The 18,881-nt window shown below is 68.5% G+C and carries 20 protein-coding genes; all 20 read right to left on the bottom strand.

What is annotated here, in order from left to right; translation table 11 throughout:
• The 20 genes from ACFWGP_RS05325 to ACFWGP_RS05420 all read right to left on the bottom strand — a co-directional run bounded on the left by ACFWGP_RS05325 (nucleotide 1) and on the right by ACFWGP_RS05420 (nucleotide 18,122).
• Entirely contained in the window at nucleotides 1–2,133 is a 2,133-nt protein-coding gene (locus ACFWGP_RS05325) for a DUF859 family phage minor structural protein (protein WP_376930264.1), read from the bottom strand.
• 20 nt (nucleotides 2,134–2,153) lie between these two features.
• Nucleotides 2,154–4,691: a hypothetical protein gene (locus ACFWGP_RS05330; RefSeq protein ID WP_376930265.1), complete on the bottom strand. Its 2,538-nt coding sequence runs from the start codon at nucleotides 4,689–4,691 to the stop codon at nucleotides 2,154–2,156.
• 9 nt (nucleotides 4,692–4,700) lie between these two features.
• On the bottom strand, nucleotides 4,701–5,375 hold the full coding sequence (locus ACFWGP_RS05335) for a hypothetical protein (RefSeq protein WP_376930266.1): 675 nt from the start codon (nucleotides 5,373–5,375) through the stop codon (nucleotides 4,701–4,703).
• Nucleotides 5,376–5,501: 126 nt separating this feature from the next.
• Nucleotides 5,502–8,261, bottom strand: coding sequence for a hypothetical protein (locus tag ACFWGP_RS05340; RefSeq protein ID WP_376930267.1), 2,760 nt, complete (start codon nucleotides 8,259–8,261; stop codon nucleotides 5,502–5,504).
• 12 nt (nucleotides 8,262–8,273) lie between these two features.
• Complete coding sequence (locus tag ACFWGP_RS05345; RefSeq protein ID WP_376930268.1) at nucleotides 8,274–8,747, bottom strand: hypothetical protein; 474 nt, start codon at nucleotides 8,745–8,747, stop codon at nucleotides 8,274–8,276.
• Complete coding sequence (locus tag ACFWGP_RS05350) at nucleotides 8,657–9,076, bottom strand: hypothetical protein (RefSeq protein WP_376930269.1); 420 nt, start codon at nucleotides 9,074–9,076, stop codon at nucleotides 8,657–8,659. Before ACFWGP_RS05350 ends, ACFWGP_RS05345 begins: the two co-directional genes overlap by 91 nt.
• A 91-nt stretch (nucleotides 9,077–9,167) precedes the next feature.
• Nucleotides 9,168–9,770 carry a hypothetical protein gene (locus ACFWGP_RS05355; protein ID WP_376930270.1) on the bottom strand — a complete coding sequence of 201 codons (603 nt, stop codon included), beginning with the start codon at nucleotides 9,768–9,770 and terminating at the stop codon, nucleotides 9,168–9,170.
• A 10-nt stretch (nucleotides 9,771–9,780) separates the two neighbouring features.
• Nucleotides 9,781–10,221: a hypothetical protein gene (locus tag ACFWGP_RS05360; RefSeq protein WP_376930271.1), complete on the bottom strand. Its 441-nt coding sequence runs from the start codon at nucleotides 10,219–10,221 to the stop codon at nucleotides 9,781–9,783.
• Nucleotides 10,212–10,568: a DUF5403 family protein gene (locus tag ACFWGP_RS05365; protein ID WP_376930272.1), complete on the bottom strand. Its 357-nt coding sequence runs from the start codon at nucleotides 10,566–10,568 to the stop codon at nucleotides 10,212–10,214. Before ACFWGP_RS05365 ends, ACFWGP_RS05360 begins: the two co-directional genes overlap by 10 nt.
• Complete coding sequence (locus tag ACFWGP_RS05370; RefSeq protein WP_376930273.1) at nucleotides 10,561–10,908, bottom strand: hypothetical protein; 348 nt, start codon at nucleotides 10,906–10,908, stop codon at nucleotides 10,561–10,563. The genes ACFWGP_RS05365 and ACFWGP_RS05370 overlap by 8 nt, the downstream gene beginning before the upstream one ends.
• Nucleotides 10,905–11,366: a Gp19/Gp15/Gp42 family protein gene (locus tag ACFWGP_RS05375; protein WP_376930274.1), complete on the bottom strand. Its 462-nt coding sequence runs from the start codon at nucleotides 11,364–11,366 to the stop codon at nucleotides 10,905–10,907. Before ACFWGP_RS05375 ends, ACFWGP_RS05370 begins: the two co-directional genes overlap by 4 nt.
• 9 nt (nucleotides 11,367–11,375) lie before the next feature.
• A complete protein-coding gene (locus tag ACFWGP_RS05380) occupies nucleotides 11,376–11,768 on the bottom strand; it encodes a hypothetical protein (RefSeq protein ID WP_376930275.1) in 393 nt (130 codons plus the stop codon).
• A gap of 2 nt (nucleotides 11,769–11,770) precedes the next feature.
• Entirely contained in the window at nucleotides 11,771–12,721 is a 951-nt protein-coding gene (locus ACFWGP_RS05385) for a phage major capsid protein (RefSeq protein WP_376930276.1), read from the bottom strand.
• Nucleotides 12,722–12,767: 46 nt separating this feature from the next.
• Nucleotides 12,768–13,223 (bottom strand): hypothetical protein, encoded by a 456-nt coding sequence (locus tag ACFWGP_RS05390; protein WP_376930277.1) that lies wholly within the window; start codon nucleotides 13,221–13,223, stop codon nucleotides 12,768–12,770.
• A 163-nt stretch (nucleotides 13,224–13,386) separates the two neighbouring features.
• Nucleotides 13,387–13,632: a hypothetical protein gene (locus tag ACFWGP_RS05395; RefSeq protein ID WP_376930278.1), complete on the bottom strand. Its 246-nt coding sequence runs from the start codon at nucleotides 13,630–13,632 to the stop codon at nucleotides 13,387–13,389.
• Nucleotides 13,632–14,549, bottom strand: coding sequence for a hypothetical protein (locus tag ACFWGP_RS05400; RefSeq protein ID WP_376930279.1), 918 nt, complete (start codon nucleotides 14,547–14,549; stop codon nucleotides 13,632–13,634). The genes ACFWGP_RS05395 and ACFWGP_RS05400 overlap by 1 nt, the downstream gene beginning before the upstream one ends.
• Nucleotides 14,546–15,826 (bottom strand): phage portal protein, encoded by a 1,281-nt coding sequence (locus ACFWGP_RS05405; protein WP_376930280.1) that lies wholly within the window; start codon nucleotides 15,824–15,826, stop codon nucleotides 14,546–14,548. Before ACFWGP_RS05405 ends, ACFWGP_RS05400 begins: the two co-directional genes overlap by 4 nt.
• Nucleotides 15,823–17,562 carry a hypothetical protein gene (locus ACFWGP_RS05410; protein ID WP_376930281.1) on the bottom strand — a complete coding sequence of 580 codons (1,740 nt, stop codon included), beginning with the start codon at nucleotides 17,560–17,562 and terminating at the stop codon, nucleotides 15,823–15,825. The genes ACFWGP_RS05405 and ACFWGP_RS05410 overlap by 4 nt, the downstream gene beginning before the upstream one ends.
• A gap of 9 nt (nucleotides 17,563–17,571) precedes the next feature.
• Nucleotides 17,572–17,739, bottom strand: coding sequence for a hypothetical protein (locus ACFWGP_RS05415; protein WP_376930282.1), 168 nt, complete (start codon nucleotides 17,737–17,739; stop codon nucleotides 17,572–17,574).
• Nucleotides 17,740–17,765: 26 nt separating this feature from the next.
• Nucleotides 17,766–18,122: a terminase gene (locus ACFWGP_RS05420; protein WP_376930283.1), complete on the bottom strand. Its 357-nt coding sequence runs from the start codon at nucleotides 18,120–18,122 to the stop codon at nucleotides 17,766–17,768.
• Nucleotides 18,123–18,881 lie beyond the last annotated feature (759 nt).

Below are 18,881 nucleotides of genomic sequence, written 5' to 3' on the forward strand. Positions count from 1 at the left end.
CTATCCGTGTGCGTTGCTGGCGGTGTGCTGCCATGCGACCCAGTGGACTCGGACGCCGTTCCCCCCGGTCCCGAACGCTGCGTTGAGTCGCGCGGCGACCACGGTCATGCCCGTGGTCTGGGTTCCGAGCGCACCCGACGAGACATCGCCGACCGCGTTCGCGAACCCGACGCCGACGCCGACGTACGACACGTTGACGAGCGGCGGCGTGCTGAACCGCGAGGTGGGGAAGGTGACGGCGATGGCTGTCGAGTAGTAGAACGGGGCGATGTTCGATCCCCCTGATGGGACGGCCACGCTTCCCGCCGCCGAGTTGTACTGCTGGCCGGGTGCGTCGACGTGCCCCGGGATGTTCACCTCGCTCGACGAGCTGCCGAGGTTGATGTCACCGCCGCTGCCGTTGATGCCGAACGCGCTCGCGGCCCCGTTGTTTCGCCCCTGCAGCTCGTTGTTGTCGATCGCGACGTTGACGCCGCTGTTCGGCCCGAGCTGCAGCCCGTGCGCCGTAGACGTAAGCGAGACGTCGCCGGTGCCGGGGATGCGCAAGGTGCCCTGCGCAGTCTCGCTGCCGATGACCACCTGTCCGCCGTCGAGCTGGAGGTTGAGTCCCGCAGCGGCACCGTTGTTGCGGGCCATGATTTCGTTCTGATCGACGATCAGGTTGAGGCCCGAGGTCGGGCCGACCTGCAGCCCATGCGCCGTCGATGAGAGCGACGCGTCGCCGGTCGCCCCGATGCGCACTGAGCCGGCGACGTCGAGCATTCCCTCTTCGCGGAACTTCCCGATGCCGACACCGACGCCGGCATCGAAGTGCACGTCGATCGCGGCCGTCGCGACAGTGCCCTGGACCGTCGTCGTCGCGAACTTGTCGCTGACGTCGACCCGCACCTCCCACGAGTCCTCGATCGCGTACGACGAGGCGAGCAGCATCCCGGAGTACGAGACTCCGGCTGGTGTCGTCGGGCCTGCAGCGAGTGTCCACGTGGTGGTGCCGCGCTCCCGCACATACAGCCGGTACGTGAGCGAGTTCTTCTCGCCTCCGTTGTTCAGCGAGGTCACGGCGCACCCGAGGTCGACGCGAATCGTGGTGCCGTCGTTCTGCGGCGTTCCGCCGACGGCCGCTCGCCTCATCGTCGCCTGACTGACCGTCGGCGCTGCCCAGTTGAGCACGGTAACGCTGATCGTCTTCGTGCGGGTGCGACCCCGCGAGTCTGTGACGGTTCCGGTAACCGTGACCGTGCCCGACTGGTTGATCGGCGAGGGGGTTGTGCCCGAGTCGGCGTTGATCGTCTGCCCGGCGACCGTGATCTTCCTGGCCGTGATCGTCGAACCGTACGCACCGGCCTCTCCCCCGATCGTGAGGGTGAGCTTCGTGAGCCCCTTCACGTACGCGCCGACCTGCGCAGCCACCGAGGCGACCGCCTCGGAGTGGGAGATGGTCGAGAAGTCCGGCACCACGCTCGAGGGCACCCTGAGCGTGAAGCTCGTGGTGTCCTTGCCGAGCGAGGTCGACCCCGAGAACGTCTCGACCGTGATCGTGCACGTCCCGCTCGTGGCGGCGGGGATCGCCGCGCAGAGCGAGAGCGGCGGCGTCCACGCGACGTCGGCCGCGGTGGTCTTCGTCGCGATCGTGCCGGTGAGTGACCCGATCTTGTAGGTGATCGTGTGCGTGAAGCTCGACGACGCGCGGTGCGTCTCGACCGTGATCGGGTCGCCCGCGTCGACCGCGGACGCCGACATAGTGGGGTTCGACGCCCGCGGGATGGTCGTGAGCGTGAACGTCTTCGCCGGGATGGACGCCGAGCCGATCTGGCCTCCGGCATCCGAGAACGACCCCGAGACGCTGATGGACTTGGTGCCGTCCGCGTTGTGGGTGATCGTCTTGGTGCCCGACGTGAGGGTGAGAACCGAGTACGACCCGAAGTCGTAGCTCTTCGACCCGCTGTTGGCTGAGCCCCCGATGTTCGTCGCCCACGACGACGGGTCGGACGACCAGTCAGCCTGCCCCGAGGGGCGGATGATCTGCAGCGAGTACGCGACGACAGACGTGTTGTTCGCAACGCTCTGCGAAGACTGTGTGACGGTGAGACGGAGAACGTACCCGTCCCACATGGCGGCATCCCAACTCGCCACCTACGCCTCCTCTCTGGCGCTCACAGCGCCCTCATGACGGTGCCGGTGCCGTACTTCTCGAGCTGGTGATTGCCGAGCACGACGGTGTTCCCCACGAGCGAGTCGACGAACATCTGCCCCGAGTTCCACCACGAGACGGGCACGCCGCCTTCGCGAATCTCGATCGAGTCGTTGTCCATCGCGAGCTCGAACGTCGAGTCCTTCGCCGAGATGACGGCCTCGGTCGCGGTGAAGCGGTAGACCGACTGCATGTCGTCGAGCGCGGATGCTGTCTCGTCCACGGCCCCGGCGATGATGACGAACGAGTCATTGACCGTGAGGTCGATGCTCGCCCCGACCGATGGCTCGAGGTGGGTGACGCCGATCGTGCCCACCTCGATGTGATTGCCGGTGATGGTGCCGGCCTCGATGTCCGGCCCGGTGACGCCGCCGATGACGACGGATGCCTCGAGCGACGGGTCTGAGAGCGCACCGAGCGTGTCGACCGAGCGGAACCGAATGCGGACGGTCGACCCGACCTGCTCGCCGGTCAGCGTGACCGAGCCGGCCTGCGAGAGCTGCGGGCCGAACTGCGCCCAGTCCTCGGTGCCCTCACGAGCGAACTCAGCCTGGACGTACGCGAAGCCCGGCACCGGGGCGTGTCCGCCGACGAGCCCGTCCCACACGGCGACAGCGATGCCGAGCGCTGTCGTGATGACCGGGTCGGAGGGCGCTTCCGGGGCGGAGACTACCTGCGCCGGAACGACGGGAAGCGCTGCCGACGGCTGCGACCATAGCCCGATCGCGAGCAGCCCTACGGCCGCCTGCGCCCGCACCGTGAACTCGACAGGCACGAGGGGGTCAAGGTCGAAGGTCGCCTCGAGCCCCTTCGTCGCGAGCGCCTGAAACGGTACGCCGCCGTTGACGGCAACCCAGACGTCGTATCCGCCGAGGGTGATGGGCTGGTCATCGACGCCCTCGGTGACGGCGTCCCAGACGATGCGCACCCTCGACCGCGACCTGCCGCGTGCCTCGAAGTAGCCGACGTTCTCGGCGATCGCGAGGCCAGTAGGTGGCTTCGGCTCCGGCGGGTAGGGCATCTCCGGGGTGATGATGAGCGGCGCGGACTGCTCCGACCACCCAGACGAGCTGTGAGCTCGCACGGTGACGGAAGCGAGGATTCCCGCCGTGAGCTCGAGCTCGGCGCGCACACCCTCGGTGGCGGTGAGCCGCTTTGGGTTCGTGCCGCTGAGCCACACCTCGTACTGATCGATGTCGACGCTCGAGCCGTCCTCGGCCGTCGTGACCGGCAGCCACTCGACGACGGCGCGCGCCCGCGGCAGCCCGTCTTCGCCAACCCAGCCGACGTTCTCCACCGTGGTGAGCCCGCCGGGCGCGGCGGGCCGGGGCATTGCCGGCCCGCCGGTCGACGAGATGGGAGACGCACTCGCGCCACCCACTGCCCGCGCCACAGAGGCGTTCGACGTGCGCTTCGCGAGCTTCGCCTCGAGCTTCTTGAACCGGTTCTCGAGGGCGACAGAGACCGTAATCTCGCCGTCGCCGTTCTTCGCGAGGGTGAGGTCGACGACGCGAACGTTCTCCCACCCGCCCTTGAGCCGCGCCTTGATGATGTCCCCGGCACGGTAGTGCACCCACGGCAGGTAGGTCGCGCCCTCGGCGTCATAGGTGATGGATGCCTCTCGCTGCTTGACGCGCCCCGCCTTGAGAGCAGGCTGCGCAAGCCGCGTCGCGACAGAGTGCTTCTCGACGCCGTCCTGCGACTGCGATGCCTCGAGCCGCCCGAACGACGTGTCCGCGCCCGCGTTCGTCAGGTAGAGCCAGTAGCGCGCCTTCTCGGGAACGACGGTCAGGTGGGTGAACACCTCGTCGAAACTCGTCCGCACCTTCGAGCTCTTCGTGCGCGGCCCGAGGCGGACGACGCCTGCTCCGGACGTGCGGTCAACCCCCGTGCCTGGGACACCCATGCAGAACTCGAGCCCTTGCGTCCACCACTCGCACAGCCCTGCCCCCACGAGAGCATCGAGCGCTTTCGAGGCCGACGTGAGGAGTCGGTGCTCGACGTCGATCTTGTCGGCCGCCGGCCACGCCGCGCCGTTGCTGTCGACTGAGCCCGTGAAGTCGTACGAGACGTACGGCCCCCAGCCTCGGTTCTTCGCCTCCACCAGGAACGTGTTCATGATGTAGCCGGCCGATCGGTCGTCCCAGCGGCGCTGACCGTTCTTCGCAGAGACCGTCCAGTGAAGCAGGTTCCGGCCGAGGAGCCAGCCGATCAAGTTGACGCCCGTGAACGTGACCGCCTTCGATTCCTCGTCGGCGTCGCCCGCGTCCTCGGTCACGATGAAGCGGCCGTTTCGAGCCTCAGCCCAGCCGCCGCCGGTCGAGTACTCGAGCGCGACGACGAACGGTGCCGGCAGGTAGCCAGCGACGCGCTCGCTCGTCGTGAACCTGATGCTGCTCGAGCCTCCGTCCGGGTCGTTGAACCCGATCGACGTCGTCTTGAGCACGCGCTGCTTGTCCCCTGCCGGCGTGTACAGGCGGAGTCGGATGTCGAAGACCATGTGCCTCCTCTACGCGAGGTAGGCGGCCTTGCCGCGTACCTCGATCGTCGCGCCGGAGCGCGCGGTCGTGGTCACGGTGAGTCGCGCTACTCGGCTGGTCGGGTTGCTGAAATAGGACGTGAGCTCGAACTGGCCGCGCGGCCCGTTGAAGTCCACGTCGCCGGTCACTTCGGTGCCGCCCGTCCACGTGTCGGTCGTGGTGACGTAGGCGCGCATCGTGCTGAGGTGGAAGCGGAGGTAGTTGGCCGCGGGGATGTTCGGCGGGTACTCGAACCACGAGCCCCCGCCGTCCGTGACACGCAGCCCGGTCGCCGACCCCTTCACGCGGACGATGGCGTCCTGCACGGGTGCGCTGATGCCGGCGAACACGTTCGTGACGACGGATGCCGACGCGAGCGAAGCGGCGGCTGATGTCGTCTCGACCTTGTCGCGCCAGTAGGAGCGCGGCAGCCGACCCACCACAGTGAGGTCGTAGAACTCGGCAGGCGAGCCCGTCGCTACCGCTGTGTGGGACAGCTTCTCGAAGTCGGCCTCGATGTCCGGGGTGTCGTCCGGAGAGATGCGCGCTCCCACCTTGCCGACAAGCGCGAGCACGGTGCCGACATCGGCGGCCGGCACGTTGACGACGAACGAGAGCGGGGTGGGGGCGGCGGTGGCCGGCAGACCGCCGACCACCCCGTCCATCCCGTCGAGGCCGACCGACGCGCGGTCAGTCGTCCCCTTGCCGAACCGTTTCCGACTTCGGCCGCACGAACCACCCTCGCGAGCGGTCGTGCAAGGCGACGCCGTTCATGCTGTACATCCAGCCCCCTATCCGAGTGCGCCGAGCAGATCGCCCGCCTCGCGCAGTTCCTCAAGCAGGTCACGCACGACGGGGTTGATCAGGTTGATGGTGTGTCCAGCGCCGCCGACGAGCGGGGTCTGGGTTCCGCCCGTGCCGGCCTTGCCGGTAGCGGGCAGCTTCGGCACCTCGACCATGTGGCACACGGTCTGCTCGAGCGAGGGCATGCCCTTCTCGATGCCGGCCTCGATGCCCGCCGGCATCCAGCGGCCGACCTCGTCGCGCATACGCGTCGACGGCGAGTGGATACCGAGCCAGCCCTTCATCCCGCTGATCGCGTTGCTCGCGGTGTCGATGAGCGACTGCGTGATGCTCGACGCCATCGACTGGATGCCCGACACGAGACCGTTGATCATGTCGCGACCGGCACTGACGAGCCACGAGCCCGCCCCAGAGAGCGCGGACTGGATGCGGCCCGGGAGCTGCACGAACCAGCTGATCGCCGCCTGGACGACCTCGGCGACCTTCGCCCCGAACGAGGCGAACATCGAGCGGGCCGACTCCACGAACGAGCCGATCCGCTGTTGGATCGCGCCGAAGTTCCCCGTGAAGAGGTCGCGGATGTTCATGATGATCCCGCCGAGGATCAGGCCGATGTTCTGCCACGCTCCCGATGCGATCGAGCCGATGCGCCCCCAGAGCCCGGCGAGGAAGTCGCCAGCCTGACGGAAGGGTGCGGTGATCGTCTCGAACACGGTGCCGACCGTGGCCCCGATCGCTTCGATGATTCCTGGCAGTCCGCCGTCGACGATGTCGCCGAGCCCGGAGAACACGCCCGCGAAAAGCTCGCCGACCGGGCCGAGCCCCGACAGGAAGTCTGCGAAGTCCTCGAGCGCATCCTTCGTCGGCGTGAGCGCCCACTGCAGGAACCCGACGAGTACGTCTGCTGTGCCCGAGATTGCCGGGTACAGCATGAGGAACAGGTCGACGAGTTGAGGCAGGAGCTTCACGACGGCGTCGATGAGCGGAGGCAGCACCGGGAGCAGCTTGTCGACGAGCTCGAGCAGCTTGGGCGAGAGTTCGGCGATCGCGTCGGCGACTGCCCCTGTGAGGGCAGGTAGCTCGGGGCCGATCGCTTCGGCGATCTGAGCGACCGCCTCAGCGAACAGGGCGAGCGCCGCGCCCGCCACAGGGGCGATGGCTGCGGCGAGGTCACCCGCGAACCCGATGAGAGTCGCGAGCCCGTCGACGATCGTCGGCAGGTATGGTGCCAGCTTCTCGACCCCGCTGCGGATTCCGTCGATGAAGGTCACGAGCGCGTCGCCCATCGCCGGGGTGTTCAGTGCGTCGGCGATCGAGCTGAGGATCAGCCCGAACGTCTGCCCGGCGGTGCCGATGAAGTACTCGATCGGCTCGCGGAGGTCGTGGAACAGGCCGCCGATCGCGGAGAGCGCCGGCTTGAGCCCGTCCATCGCCGTTGCTGCGCCGCGGAAGAACGCGGTGAGCGTGGTCTGGAACGGCTCGCTGTTGACGGTGTCCGCGATGGACTGCAGGATGTCGCGGAAGCCGCCGAGCCCGCCGCCGCCGGCCGCCTCGGCTGCGTTCCACAGCCCCTCGAAGATGTCGACGGTGGCGACGGCGATGTCCCAGAGCTGGTGCAGCCCCTCGATCGCGCCATCGATCCACTGCGTCATGCGCCCGTCTTCGGCGGTGAGCTTGAGCCACGTGTCGAACCTGTTGGCGAGGTCCACGAACCACTGCGACAGGCGAGGCATGTACTGTGCGCCGATTTCTCCGAGCGAGACGATCGCCCCCGCGAACGCGTCGGTTCCCGTCGAGAGAATCCGCATGCTCTCGCCGAGCCCGGCGAAGAGCGCGTCGAGTCGGCCGCCCTCGAGCGCCTTCTCGAATGAGGTAGCGAGCGAGCCGTAGAACTCGCCCATCCCCTCGGCCGCGCCGCGGAAGGACTCGCGCAACTGCGGCATGAGGTTGGTGATGAGGTCGATGATCGGCTGGCGAGCCTTCGACCAGAACGCGCCACGGATGATGTCGGCGAGCTCGTGCATGTTGCCCGCGAGCGGGGCGAGCTGTTCCTGCGCCTGCTGCAGCGCGACGATGAACACGGTGATGCCGGCGGTTGCGTTCATGAGCGCGCCGGGCACGACCATGAATGCAGGCAGGATCGCCGAGAGCCCAGCGAGGATGCCGACGAGGCCCGACGTCGCGCCGAGGATCGCCGCGACGAGGCTCGTGATGCTGGTCGTCGCGAGCGCGATCTTCGGGAGGTTCTTGTCGAGGTTCAGCATGGACTCGGTGAGGTCGTCGAGCCACGTGCCGGCGAGCCGGAGGCCCGAGAGCGCGGCGATCGCGGTCGCAGCCTTGGCGAGCGACGCCTTGTTGACGTGCACGAAGAGCTCGACGAGGCGATCCCTTGAGATGAGCGCGAGCTGCGCCTTCGCGACGGCCGCTCTGGCGTCGACGGTGAGGCCGACCTTGTTTCGTTCGGCGTCGCGGATCATCTGCTCGACCTCGCGGCCGAAGCGCTCCTTGTTTCGGATGTGCGCCTCGACCTGGACGATGAGGTTCTGCATGTTGCCGAGCTGATCCTGGATGTCCTTGCGGATCTTCGCTCGCATAACGCGGGCGCGGTCGACCGTGATGCGGAAGGATGCCGTCTTCTCGATCGCCTGCAGCTTCTTGCGGAGGTCTGAGCGGAACTTCGAGGTGTCGGGGATCGCTCGGATGGCGACCTTGCCGACGACCTTCGCCCCGGGTGAACCGCCTGCCATGTGGGCTCCCGTCTACGAGTGGATTTGGCGCATGAACGAGCCGATGTTGAATTCGGCGATCGTGGGCGCGAAGAGGTTGGGCTCGGCCTGTTCGACAAACGGCGTTGTCGGCCGCTTGAAGAACGCATCGGCGGGCATCTGCTTCTGGGCGAGTGCGTAGCCGATGCCGAGGAGAACGTCGTGGATGCCGGCGAGGGCGGACGACTCGAGCGTCCAGCCAATCCAGCGATCGTCGCCGAGGCGGTCGGCGCGGAACCGTGACTGCGGGTTGCGGAGGAGTTGCCCCGCGAGCGTGAGCACGTGGCGGGCCGACACCCGGCCAGCCCACACGTCATCGACTCGGATGCCGTGGAACTGGTCGAGGTCGGCCGTCAGCGATTCGCCGTGCTCGTCGATCAGCTCGCAGAGCTGGTCGATTCCCCCACTGCGCTCGCGTAGCGGTTGAGGATGGCGAAGAACACGTCGAAGTCCTTGCCCTCCGACCACGCGGCGTACGCCTGCTTGTCGACGGCGATCGACTCGGCGAAGTCATCGACGTCGGCGGCCATGTCGAGCATGGAGGGAAGCTGCTCGAGGACGCTCTTGTCGTCGGTGATGGTGATGTCTCCGGTGTCGGAGATGAAGCCCGAGCTGAACAGGAGCTTGTAGACGCGGTTCTTCTCGCGGATGCGGAGCTGGTGCGGCGGCTTGAGCGTCGGCATGTCGACGAGCAGTTCCTCGTTCGCGAGCTCGGCTTCGTGCAGCTCGGCGGCGGTGGTCTTGCGGTCGGCGGGCTGGCGGCCCGGCTTGGCGGTGGGCTTGGTCGTGTTCGACATCTGGTTTCCTCGAAAGTATGGGGCGGGCAGGTACAGGACGACCCCGGGTGCGCCCGCTCGGCACCCGGGGTCGGTCATCGGCTACTCGCGCCTACGGGGTGGGCTTGACGAGGCCGGTCTTGAAGAGCTCCATGATGCCCGGGCGGCCATCGACCGCCGGGATGATCGACTCGGCGGCCGACTGGATGGCGGCGGCCAGCGGGAGCTCCATGAAGGCGGCCGTGTCGACGCTCGGCGGCTCGCCGAGGGTGACGCTCGTGTTCGGAATCCAGAACCCGAGCGCTCCCGTGTTGTCCTTGAAGTACAGGAAGAGCGCGGCCTCGGTGGGAGCGGACGAGCCCGGGATGATGTAGCCGCCCGTGGTGTCGTCCCAGTCGCCGTTGAAGGCGAGGTCGAGCACGTCCTGGTCGAACTGCAGTGCGGGGATGGTGACCGACCATGCGGCGGCCGAGTAGACCACGCGTACGGCGTCGGCGAGGAAGGTGTCGATCGATTCCTTCTCGCCACCCTCCTTCGAGAACGCGATGGTGTTCGCCTTCGACGTGTGGCCGAGGTTCTTCCAGCCCGTGGGCGGGGTGCCCGTGAGGGTGAACCCGCCCGTGCCGAACGGGTCGGCGGGCGGCTTCACGCCGGCCGCGGCGGTGAAGACGGTGCCCTTGCCGGGGATGACGAGGGTACTGGCATCGGCAGTCATACTGCCTCCTTTACGGTGAGGTTGGTGGTTGGTAGCGGAGGGTGAGCTCGTAGGTGCCGAGGTACTGGGTGACGTTCTTCCCGTTGACCTCGACGCTTCCGACGCGGGTGAACTTCTGCTCTCGCTCGGCGGACTCGACCGACCCGAGGCCGGGCAGCACAGCCACGCCGGGGTCGCCCCAGTTGCGGATGATCCGGTCGAGCTCGCGGGCGTAGGCGAACGCCTCGTCGGTGCCGTTGCCGAAGACGTTGACGGAGAGGATCGTGTGCCAGATGCCCGGCCCGTTCCCCCCGCCGTCCGTGATGCACGAGAACCGCCCGTAGGGCATGAGCTCCCACGTGGTCACGTCGACCTCGGAGGCGATGTAGTGGTCGGGCGGGATGTCTCGAGTGAAGAGCCGGTAGATCAGCGCTTCGTCATCGATCAGCGGGTCGTCGTCGATCAAGTCCACTCCCCCTTCATCGACTGGAATGCGGCGGTGAACGGGTACTTGCCGGGCACGAACGCGCCCGTGCTGCGGACGCGGCGCGCGCCCTTCACCCGTGTGATGACGAGGTGGCCGTACTCGATCGCGAGCGCGGCCGGATCGTCGGAGTAGATGACCCGGTCGCGCACCCCGTAGGGGCCGACGCGGTTCGCGATCTTGACCGTGGAGTGGAACTCGCCGGTATCGAACGCGCGGGCCATGATCTGCCGACGCACCCGGCCGCGGACATCTCGAGCGAGCGCGGTGAGGTCGGACGTGCCGCCCACAATCCGCGCCGCCTCGATGTGTGCGATGGCGTAGACCTCAGCCAACGTCACCCCGCTTGCGCAGCGTGACGACCCAGTGATCTGTGCGAGGCGAGACGTCGAAGTGCTGCGGCGATCCGACCGTCTCCCACTCGGCCCCGTCGTGGTAGACGAGCGAGCGGACGTCGCCCGGCCATACCTTCGCGAAGATGCGGCAGAGGTCGAGCACCTGCAGGCCGTTGAGCAGGTTCTCCTCGGCAGTCGACCACTCTCGCGCCGACTGCACAGTGCAGGGGACGTCGATGAGACCTCCGTCCGGGACGTCGCGGAACGCGCCCCGCCCGTCCTGTTCGACCCGCATGAGCTGCACCTTCACGACGTGAGCCGGACGGTTCCACACGCTCACGTGGGAGCCCCGGGCCAGCCGTACTGAAACTGCAGGTCGGGTCGGGCTTGGCCGTAGCGCGCGACGGCGTAGCCGTCCATCGCCCCAGCGGCAGAGCCGATCAGCCCCTTCGTGGGGACGCCGAGCACCTGCAGCTCGTCGTCGAGAACCGCGAGGCGACCGCTCGCTACGGCGCGGTCGAGTTGGTACGAGTAATTGCCCTGCTCTTCACGGAACAACCCCTCGGGGTTGCGGAAGACTCGGGCGACCATCTCGCCCTCGACACCCTTCACGAGTACCTCGAAGCCGGGGAACTCGTCGGCCCGAACACGGAGTACAGGGATGCGCACCATGAGGATCGCCTCGGCGCGAGCAAGCAGGCCGGCGGCGTACGGAGCCTCGGCCGACGTGAGGGGGCGCAGGAGCGCCCCCTCGATGTCGGCCGTGCCGGCGAGAGGCGGTGTCAGCTCTTCCGGCATGGCGACCTCCTACTGCTTGCGCGAGCGGGTGCTCGGCTTCTTGTCGGCGGCCTCGACCTCCGGGTCGGAGCTCTCGCTCGCAGCCTCGGCGGCGGCCTTCTCGGCGGCGGCCTTCTCGGCGGCGGCCTCAGCCGCCACACGCTCGGCCTCAGCGGCGGCGGCCTCGGCCGCCACGCGCTCGGCCTCAGCGGCGGCGGCCTCGGCCGCCACGCGCTCGGCCTCAGCGGCGGCGTCGGCCGCGGCACGTTCCGCCTCGGCCTTCGCTTCCGCGGCCTGCGCCGCGCGTTCGCTGTTCTCGGCGTCGACGACCTCGACCGCGGCCCATGCGCCGGACTCGTGGTACGGGTGGTCGTCGGGGACGTTCACGACGGTGCCGGAGTGCCGGCTCTTGAGGCGGCCCATGCTTAGGCCACCGCGTCGTCGTAGGCGACGAAGGAGTCCTTGTCGCTGATGATCCAGCCGAACGTGGCCTCGGCGAGCACCGCGACCATGTTCTGCTGCCAGAGGTGGTACGTGTCCGCACCGTCGACGACGGTCGCCTGGTTCGACAGCGACACCGTGATGTCCTGCGCGAAGCCGTACTTGAGCGCGCCCCAGTCGCCACCGAACGCGCGCACCTTGCTGTCCGCGATCGAGCCGACGCGGCTGCTCACCGCGCGGCCGTACGCGGTCGGCAGGCCGAGCACGTTGTCGAGGCCGGCCTTGAGGTCGACCGTCTGCTGGTAGATCGGGCGGCCCTGCAGGTCGACGGCGCTGAGGAGCTGGCCGCGGAACTGCGGGTCGGCGGCGAAGCCGGTGAACCCGTTGTGCACCTGCGAGCCCTCGACGACGAGGTTGTAGCCGGCGATGAGGTCGCTCGACAGGCCGCCGTTCGCCTTGGTCGCGGTGCCGAGCTCGACGCGCTTGGTCGTCTGGTTGACGTACTCGACGCCCGCGATGGCCGCGCCGGTCTTGGCCGACTTGCCGTAGAGCACCGCGAGGTCGAAGGCTCGGGCGATCGCGCTCGAGACGTCGCCCTGGATGTTGTCCCAGATGCCCGCCGGGTTGGTGCGCACGAGCTCGGTCGAGACGACCGCGATCGCGGCCACCTTGATCGGCTTGATGCTCTTCGTGGCGTAGCTGGTCTTGCCGACCGGCTTCGCCTCGCCCTCGCCGACGACGCCGGCCTGGATGTGGCCGGTCTGCACGGCGATCGCGCTGCCGGTCAGCGGCATCGCGGTCTGGCCCGAGAGCTTCTTGACGACCGACTCCTCCTCAGCGCGCTTGAGGATTTCGGTCGCGATCGGCTTGGGGACGAGGTTGGGCGTCGCGCCGCCCTGCAGCCCGCCGAACGTGGTCAGGTTGTCGTTTGCCATGTGTGGCTATCCGTTTCTCGAGTGGGTTGGTGGTGGTTGGTGGTGGCTAGACGCCGAAGAACGAGCGCGCCCAGGACTCCTTGCCCTCGCCGTCCGGCGTGTGGGAGGTGCCGCTCTGCGCGGGGTCGCCCTGCGTTCGCCACGGGCCGGGCGTCTCGGCGGACTTCTCGCCGCGCCACGCGATGAGCGCAGCGGCCGACGCCTCGAGCTCGGCCTTGGTGCTGCCGACGAGCAGGGCGGCCGGGACGCCGCCGAACCGGGGGTCGGCAGCGACCGCGGCGCGCTCGGCGTCACGGCGAAGCGCGTCGGCCTGCGCGGTGAGCTCGGCGACGCGCTCGTTCGCGAGCTCGAGCTCGGACTTGCCCGCGTCAGCCGCGGCCTTCGCCTGCGCCTTGAGGGCGTCGTAGTCGCTCGGCACCGCGGCAGCGGTCGCAGCGGCGAGCATCGCGTCGAGCTCGGCCTGCGTCGCGGGAGCCTGGAAGCCGGCGTCGGCAGCCGTCACAGCGGGAGCCGCGGCGGGCGGCGCAGCCGGCGGAGCAGGCGGAACAGGCGGAGCGGGCGGCGCTGCGGGAGGGGTCTGTGCGGGAGGTGCGGGGTCGGTCATGCGCTTCCTTTCCGGGCATGAAAAATGCCCCCTCGTCGGAGGGGGCTTGGGTTGGTGGTGGCTACTGTCGGACGCCGTGGCGAGCGATCGCCTTGTTCGTCCAGTGCATGGACTCTTCGAGCGCCGTGAGCGCGAGCGATCGCTCGCGACTGCCCGGCGCGGTGCCGACGATCACCTCGTGGGCGAAGTCCTGGAACTGCTGACGGACTTCGACGATCACGTCTCGGGTTTCGATGTCCGGCATGAGGGTGTCGAACCGGGACAGAATCTCGGCGTCCTCGTCGCGAGCGTTGCGGGTGTGTGCCATTACGCGGCCTTCCTGATGTCGGGGGCGACCTCGCGCCCCGCCTTCTTCATGCGGTACAGCTCGCGGGCGAGCGCGTTGAGCGCATCCATCCCGCTGTAACCCTTGGTCGCCGGAAGCCAGAGCTTCCGGTAGAGGTCGTCGGCGAGACGACCGGCGTCGCTCGCGGCCCAGCGCGCTGCGGAGTAGACCGGCATCGCGATGCAGTCGCAGCGGTCGTGATACTTGGACTGGCCGCCGCCGTAGAGCGCCGTCGACCGCGCCTTGTAGACCGCGCCGCGGCTCGCGAGCATCACACAGAAGGCGCAGTTGTCTGCCCCGGTGAGCACGCGCGCCCACGCGACCGGGCGTAGTTGAGTGACGCGCCCGCCGGGGTCGACGTCGTCGACAGTGGGCACCTCGCGGTCTGCTTCGTGGACGTCGTCGGCGTCGTCGAGCCCGTAGTCGTCCTCGTCGTCTTCGTCGTCGAGCTCGGCGTCCAGATCGATGTTGAGGTCGGCCGCGGCGTCGTCGTCGTAGAGCTCGGCTGCGTCGAAGATCATGTCCCGGCCCGCTTGCTCGGCGTGCCGCACGGCGGCGAACGCTGCCTCCTCGAGCGCCCTGTGCCACGCCCGCCCGACACCTCGCTCGAGCGCGTCATCGATCACCGCCCGCGCCGCCTCGACCGGGTATCCGCGCGGCGCGGGGATGCGCGGATCACGCCCGCCCTGCACCCGCGCCTGCCCGCGCATGAACTCGACCGTGACCCGCGCAACGTCGGCGCGCGACCGTCGTATCTCGAACGTCAGCTCGGCCGCCGCAGCCCGCTTCGCACCCTCCCCCGCCCCGGGCCGGAACGCGGGACGGAGGATGGCGAGCGCAGCTCGCATGAGCGCTTGGGCGATCGGGTCGAGCGCGAGCCGGTACTGCCCGGGGGTCACTCGGACAGCCCGCCGATCGTCGCGAACCGGGCCGCGGCGTTCTTCTGCTCATGCTCGTTGGCGATGCGCTTCTGCTCGGGCGTGAGGCCGATGAGGTCGCGAGCGACGACGGGCGGGATGACCGGCTCGCCACCCGTGAGCGCGATCGCGCCCTGCGCGACTTCGTCCAGGGTGATGGTGGCGGCGTTGCGCCACTGCATCTCGAGGCGGATGAGTGATCGCGGCGGGGTTCCGTGCACGAGCTCGTGTCCGATCGCCGCGACTTCGGCGTGCTTCCTGCCGAACACCATCTGCTTCTGCTCGGCCTTCTTGATGTGCCGGTTCGCTGCCGCGTTGATCGCCTGCCCGGATGCAGGGTTGTCGGTGTTGATCCCGAGGTAGCTATTCGGGAGCCCGGTAACGGATGCGACCTTCTGCGCGTAGAGCTTGATCGTGTTGATGATCTGGTCGAGCTGCGCGCCGGGGAGCTGCCCGACCTCCGCCCCGGCCGGCCCCATGAGCATGCGGCCGATGTAGACCTCGAACGCCGTCTTGGGGACGCCATTCTGGTCGACGAGCTCATCTGGGTTCGCCCCGATCATGTAGCGCTGCGGCATCGAGACGAGTTCCTGCGCGACCTGCAGGTTGGTGAGCGATCGCGAGCAGGCGTCCGAGAGCCCCATGACGTCTCGCATCTCGGACTCGCCGGAACGGCCGCCGATGCGAGCTCGGTTCGCGAAGGCGACGACCGGGACGCGAGACAGGCCGGTGTCCTCGGTGTGCGCGAGACGCATGAACCCGTTGACGCGCCCGTAGTAGGACACCTTGCCGGGCTCGTAGTGCGCCTCCCAGTAGGTTCCGTCCTCGGCATCGAACGGGCGCAGCGCCTCCTTCACACGGCCGAAGCTGTCGAGCTCGACTCGCAGCTCGCGGCGGGTGTGCACGGTGTACCGCGGCATGTTGTCCTCACCGGGGCCGATGAGGGTGTACGCCGTCTTCTGGGCGAGCGATTCGGTGTGGAGAAGGATCGACTCGATGTCGAACTCGTTGGCGTGCCACCACGTCTCGGCTTCGTCGGCGATGCTCTGATCGCTCGCGAGGTAGAACCCCTCCGGCGTGAGACGTTCGACGAGCGCTTCGACGACGAGACGAGGCCACGCCGCGACCATCTCAAGCGCCCGCATCTCAGGTGGGATTGAGACGCCGATGGCGGCGAGACGCTTCGTCCCGTTGAAGTACGCCTCGAGTTCGTAGTAGTCCCACGGCGCTGACTTCTGTCTCAGGGATTCGAGGCTCACGAGAGAACCACCCACTTTCCACGTGTCTTGCGGCGCTCCCACTCGGGGGATGCCAGAACGAGACGGCGCACCATGCGCGCGCCGATGACGCACACAGCGGCGTCGATCTTCTTGGGCGACTTCGGCGACTCCTTGCGGATCGTCAGTCGGCCCTTGTACTCGGTGCGGCGCGCATGGCCGATGTGCTTCGACGTCTCCCAGTTCCCGTCGTGGGTGAACTCGCGCCGCTCAATCTCTGTGAGGCACATCTCGGCCGCCGCGGCGAACTCGTAGCTGTGGGAGCGCATGTCCCATGCGACGGGCTGGGGCTCCTTGCCGTGCTTGACGGCCCAGATCACGACGTCGTTCTCCTTCGCGAGGTCGGCCCAGGCGACCTTGACGAACGACTCCCACTCGCGGACGTCACCGAAGAAGGCGACGACCTTGTACTGCTTGAACGCACGGATGACCGCACTGTCGACGGCCCCGGTATCGACGACCTCGCCCGGCTTGGGCTGCCAGACGCCGAGAGTGAAGACGTGCCCATCCTCGATTCGGCAGCCGACGAGCGCCGTGGCGTCGTTCGACTTCGAGCCGTCGAAGAACAGAGCGACCTCGTCGCCATCTGCGACCTGCGGGAACGGCTCGTCACCGTGCCAGCCGGCGGGGCCGAGCGCTCCCCACTCGTCGACCGTGACCCACGCGTCCTCGGCTGCGTTCGGCTGGTTCAGGTAGAACCGGCGCGCACGCGACTCGGGGTAGGCGAGCGACATGATCGTGGAGAGGATCGCGACCTTGTTGACCCAGAAGCAGTCGTCATAGACGAAGTCGAGCGCTGCACTGATGCCGACGTGGCCGGCCTCCTCGAGCGTGGTGAAGCCTTCGGCTTCCTCCTCCTCGGTGAGGTAGTCGCGCATGACCGTGTTCGGCGGCGCGATCCGCGCGTCGTAGAGAATCGTCTGCTTGCCAGCGAGACGCACGGTTGAGCCCGGCATCTGCGCTTCCTGCTCGGCGCACCATGCGTCGAACACCGTCTCGGCGACCGACCCGATACCGGGAATCCACGCGTTACACGTCTCCATGAGACGCGCGCCTGTCTTGGCCGCATTCTGCACCAGCGTCTCAGCGAGGTCGGGGCCGCCGTTCGATGGCGTCCAGTGCTCCGTCTCGTCGGCGATCGTGAAGCTCGTCTCAGCACCCTCGGCCGCGGTCGCGCTCGAGGTGATCTGCTCGAGCCGGCCGCCCTCAGGGGTCTCGATGTACGTCTTGCCGACGTCGAGTCCGTACTTCCGGGCGAGCGCCGTGCGCTTGTTGGACATCGCGCGCACCATGCGCATCGTGTTCATCGTCTGCTTCTCGGAGGTCGCAGCGATCTGCACGAGCGGCAGGTCGACAGGCTTACCGACGACGCCGCCCGGCACGAGCGGGTCGAAGTAGTCGACACGCACCGGCCCGAGCAGCTCGAGCAGCGCGAGCACCGCCGCGAACGGCGACTTGCCCGAGCCCTTCGCGAGCCGGCGCACCGCGCGGTTGTGGAGCCAGTACCCGTCTTCGTCGACGGCGTAGAACCACAGCAGGAACAACGTCTGCGCCCAGGTCAGCAGGAACGGCATGCCCTTCCGCGGCCCGTTCGGGTGCTTGAGGTTGTCAGCGATCCACTCGATGGCCGCCCACCCGAGCGTGTACTTCGGGAGCCACTGCGGCACCGTGACGATGCGCTCACGAGGTGGGAGCTCCGACTGGTCAGGAAGCTGCATGGCACCCCCCTACACGTCGACGATGCTGACCCCCTGCCCTGCGCACTCCTCGACGAGAGACGCGAACACCAGCAGCCACTTCTCGAGCTCTACCATCGGCTGGTCCGAGCCGGGCATCGCGATCGCACGACGGTGCAAGTCCTCGCGAACGTCGCTCAGAACGGACGTGTCGACCATCTCGACGACGGGATGCCGGCGGCGCACTAATTCACCGCCGACAGTGAGGCGCGCACACCGTACGCGCCACGCGCCGGCCGCGACTGCGGAACCTTCCCCGTCTCGTCCGGGATGCGGAGCGCGGCGATCAGCCGCGCGTACACGATGCCCTGCTGCCGCGCCTCGACCAGGAGAGGGTTCGCGGTCAGGTCGCCCTTCGAGTTCTTCACCGTCAAGTCCGCGCCTTCGAGCTCGTTTGACAGCAGTTCGAGGCGATCAGCGACGCGGCACGCCTCCAAAAGCGTCACTTTCTCCCACTCTTCGAGGTCGTTCGCGTCGGTCAGCGCCTTCCACACTTTCCGACCCGCTTCCTTGAGTTCCTTGGGCGCGCGGGGGGAAGCCATCGTGCAGCACCTCCTCTCGAAAGGGGGTTCCTCTGGGACGTTTTCAGGTCACAGCGAATGTCAGCGCCTATACGCGAAGCGGGGCCGGAATGGGGCGGGGAGGGGTCTCGGGCCTCCCCGGTCGGGCCGGATGTCCGGGCGCGAGACTCGGGCGCGGTGTCCGGGCGCGAGACGTCGGCGCGGCGTCGGCGGCGCGGCCAGCGACGGCGGGCGCGCGGCGGCGTCGGGCGGCGGCGGCGAGACACGGGCGCGACGTCCGGGCGCGAGACATCGGCGTCACGTCCGGCGGCGAGCGACGACGGCCGGGCCGTGAGCGGGCGCGAGGCGGGCGCGATCGTCGGCGGCGAGCATCCGACCGGACGGCGCACAGGCGAGCGTCACAGCTACCGCGCATGCCAGCACAAGCGCTGTCGCCCTCCCCCGTTGTGTGTCTCTCTCCCCCCGTGTGTGAGCACTACCCGGCAGCGGGAGGAGACGAGACGGGCGACGACGGGCGCGAGAGCGAGAGCGGCGAGACACGGGCGAACCTCCGAGGCGTGAGAGCGGGCGACGAACTGGGCGAGGTGTTGGATTCTCGGGCCGCGTGCGCTTGCGCGCGAGACACGCGCCTACGCGCGCGAGGCCCGGCATTCAGCGCGACACGCCCGGGATTCACGATGGGTTGCGGTGTTTCGTTTCTGGGCCGTAGTGTGTCGTTATCGCCACACGGCGGGCCGACACCGGGACACCGGGCCGGGCCTCCGGGTGAAGCGACAGGCA

It is taken from the genome of Agromyces sp. NPDC127015, from assembly GCF_042725165.1.
In the GTDB taxonomy this organism is placed as follows: domain Bacteria; phylum Actinomycetota; class Actinomycetes; order Actinomycetales; family Microbacteriaceae; genus Agromyces; species Agromyces chromiiresistens.

Excerpts from the sequence above, each read along its gene's own strand:
- ACFWGP_RS05395 (WP_376930278.1), bottom strand. The coding sequence starts at position 13,632 with ATGGCACACACCCGCAACGCTCGCGACGAGGACGCCGAGATTCTGTCC.
- ACFWGP_RS05355 (WP_376930270.1), bottom strand. The coding sequence starts at position 9,770 with ATGACTGCCGATGCCAGTACCCTCGTCATCCCCGGCAAGGGCACCGTC.
- ACFWGP_RS05340 (WP_376930267.1), bottom strand. The coding sequence starts at position 8,261 with ATGGCAGGCGGTTCACCCGGGGCGAAGGTCGTCGGCAAGGTCGCCATC.
- ACFWGP_RS05410 (WP_376930281.1), bottom strand. The coding sequence starts at position 17,562 with ATGCAGCTTCCTGACCAGTCGGAGCTCCCACCTCGTGAGCGCATCGTC.
- ACFWGP_RS05415 (WP_376930282.1), bottom strand. The coding sequence starts at position 17,739 with ATGGTCGACACGTCCGTTCTGAGCGACGTTCGCGAGGACTTGCACCGT.
- ACFWGP_RS05335 (WP_376930266.1), bottom strand. The coding sequence starts at position 5,375 with ATGGACGGGGTGGTCGGCGGTCTGCCGGCCACCGCCGCCCCCACCCCG.
- ACFWGP_RS05330 (WP_376930265.1), bottom strand. The coding sequence starts at position 4,691 with ATGGTCTTCGACATCCGACTCCGCCTGTACACGCCGGCAGGGGACAAG.
- ACFWGP_RS05375 (WP_376930274.1), bottom strand. The coding sequence starts at position 11,366 with ATGCCGGAAGAGCTGACACCGCCTCTCGCCGGCACGGCCGACATCGAG.
- ACFWGP_RS05380 (WP_376930275.1), bottom strand. The coding sequence starts at position 11,768 with ATGGGCCGCCTCAAGAGCCGGCACTCCGGCACCGTCGTGAACGTCCCC.
- ACFWGP_RS05385 (WP_376930276.1), bottom strand. The coding sequence starts at position 12,721 with ATGGCAAACGACAACCTGACCACGTTCGGCGGGCTGCAGGGCGGCGCG.
- ACFWGP_RS05420 (WP_376930283.1), bottom strand. The coding sequence starts at position 18,122 with ATGGCTTCCCCCCGCGCGCCCAAGGAACTCAAGGAAGCGGGTCGGAAA.
- ACFWGP_RS05350 (WP_376930269.1), bottom strand. The coding sequence starts at position 9,076 with ATGTCGAACACGACCAAGCCCACCGCCAAGCCGGGCCGCCAGCCCGCC.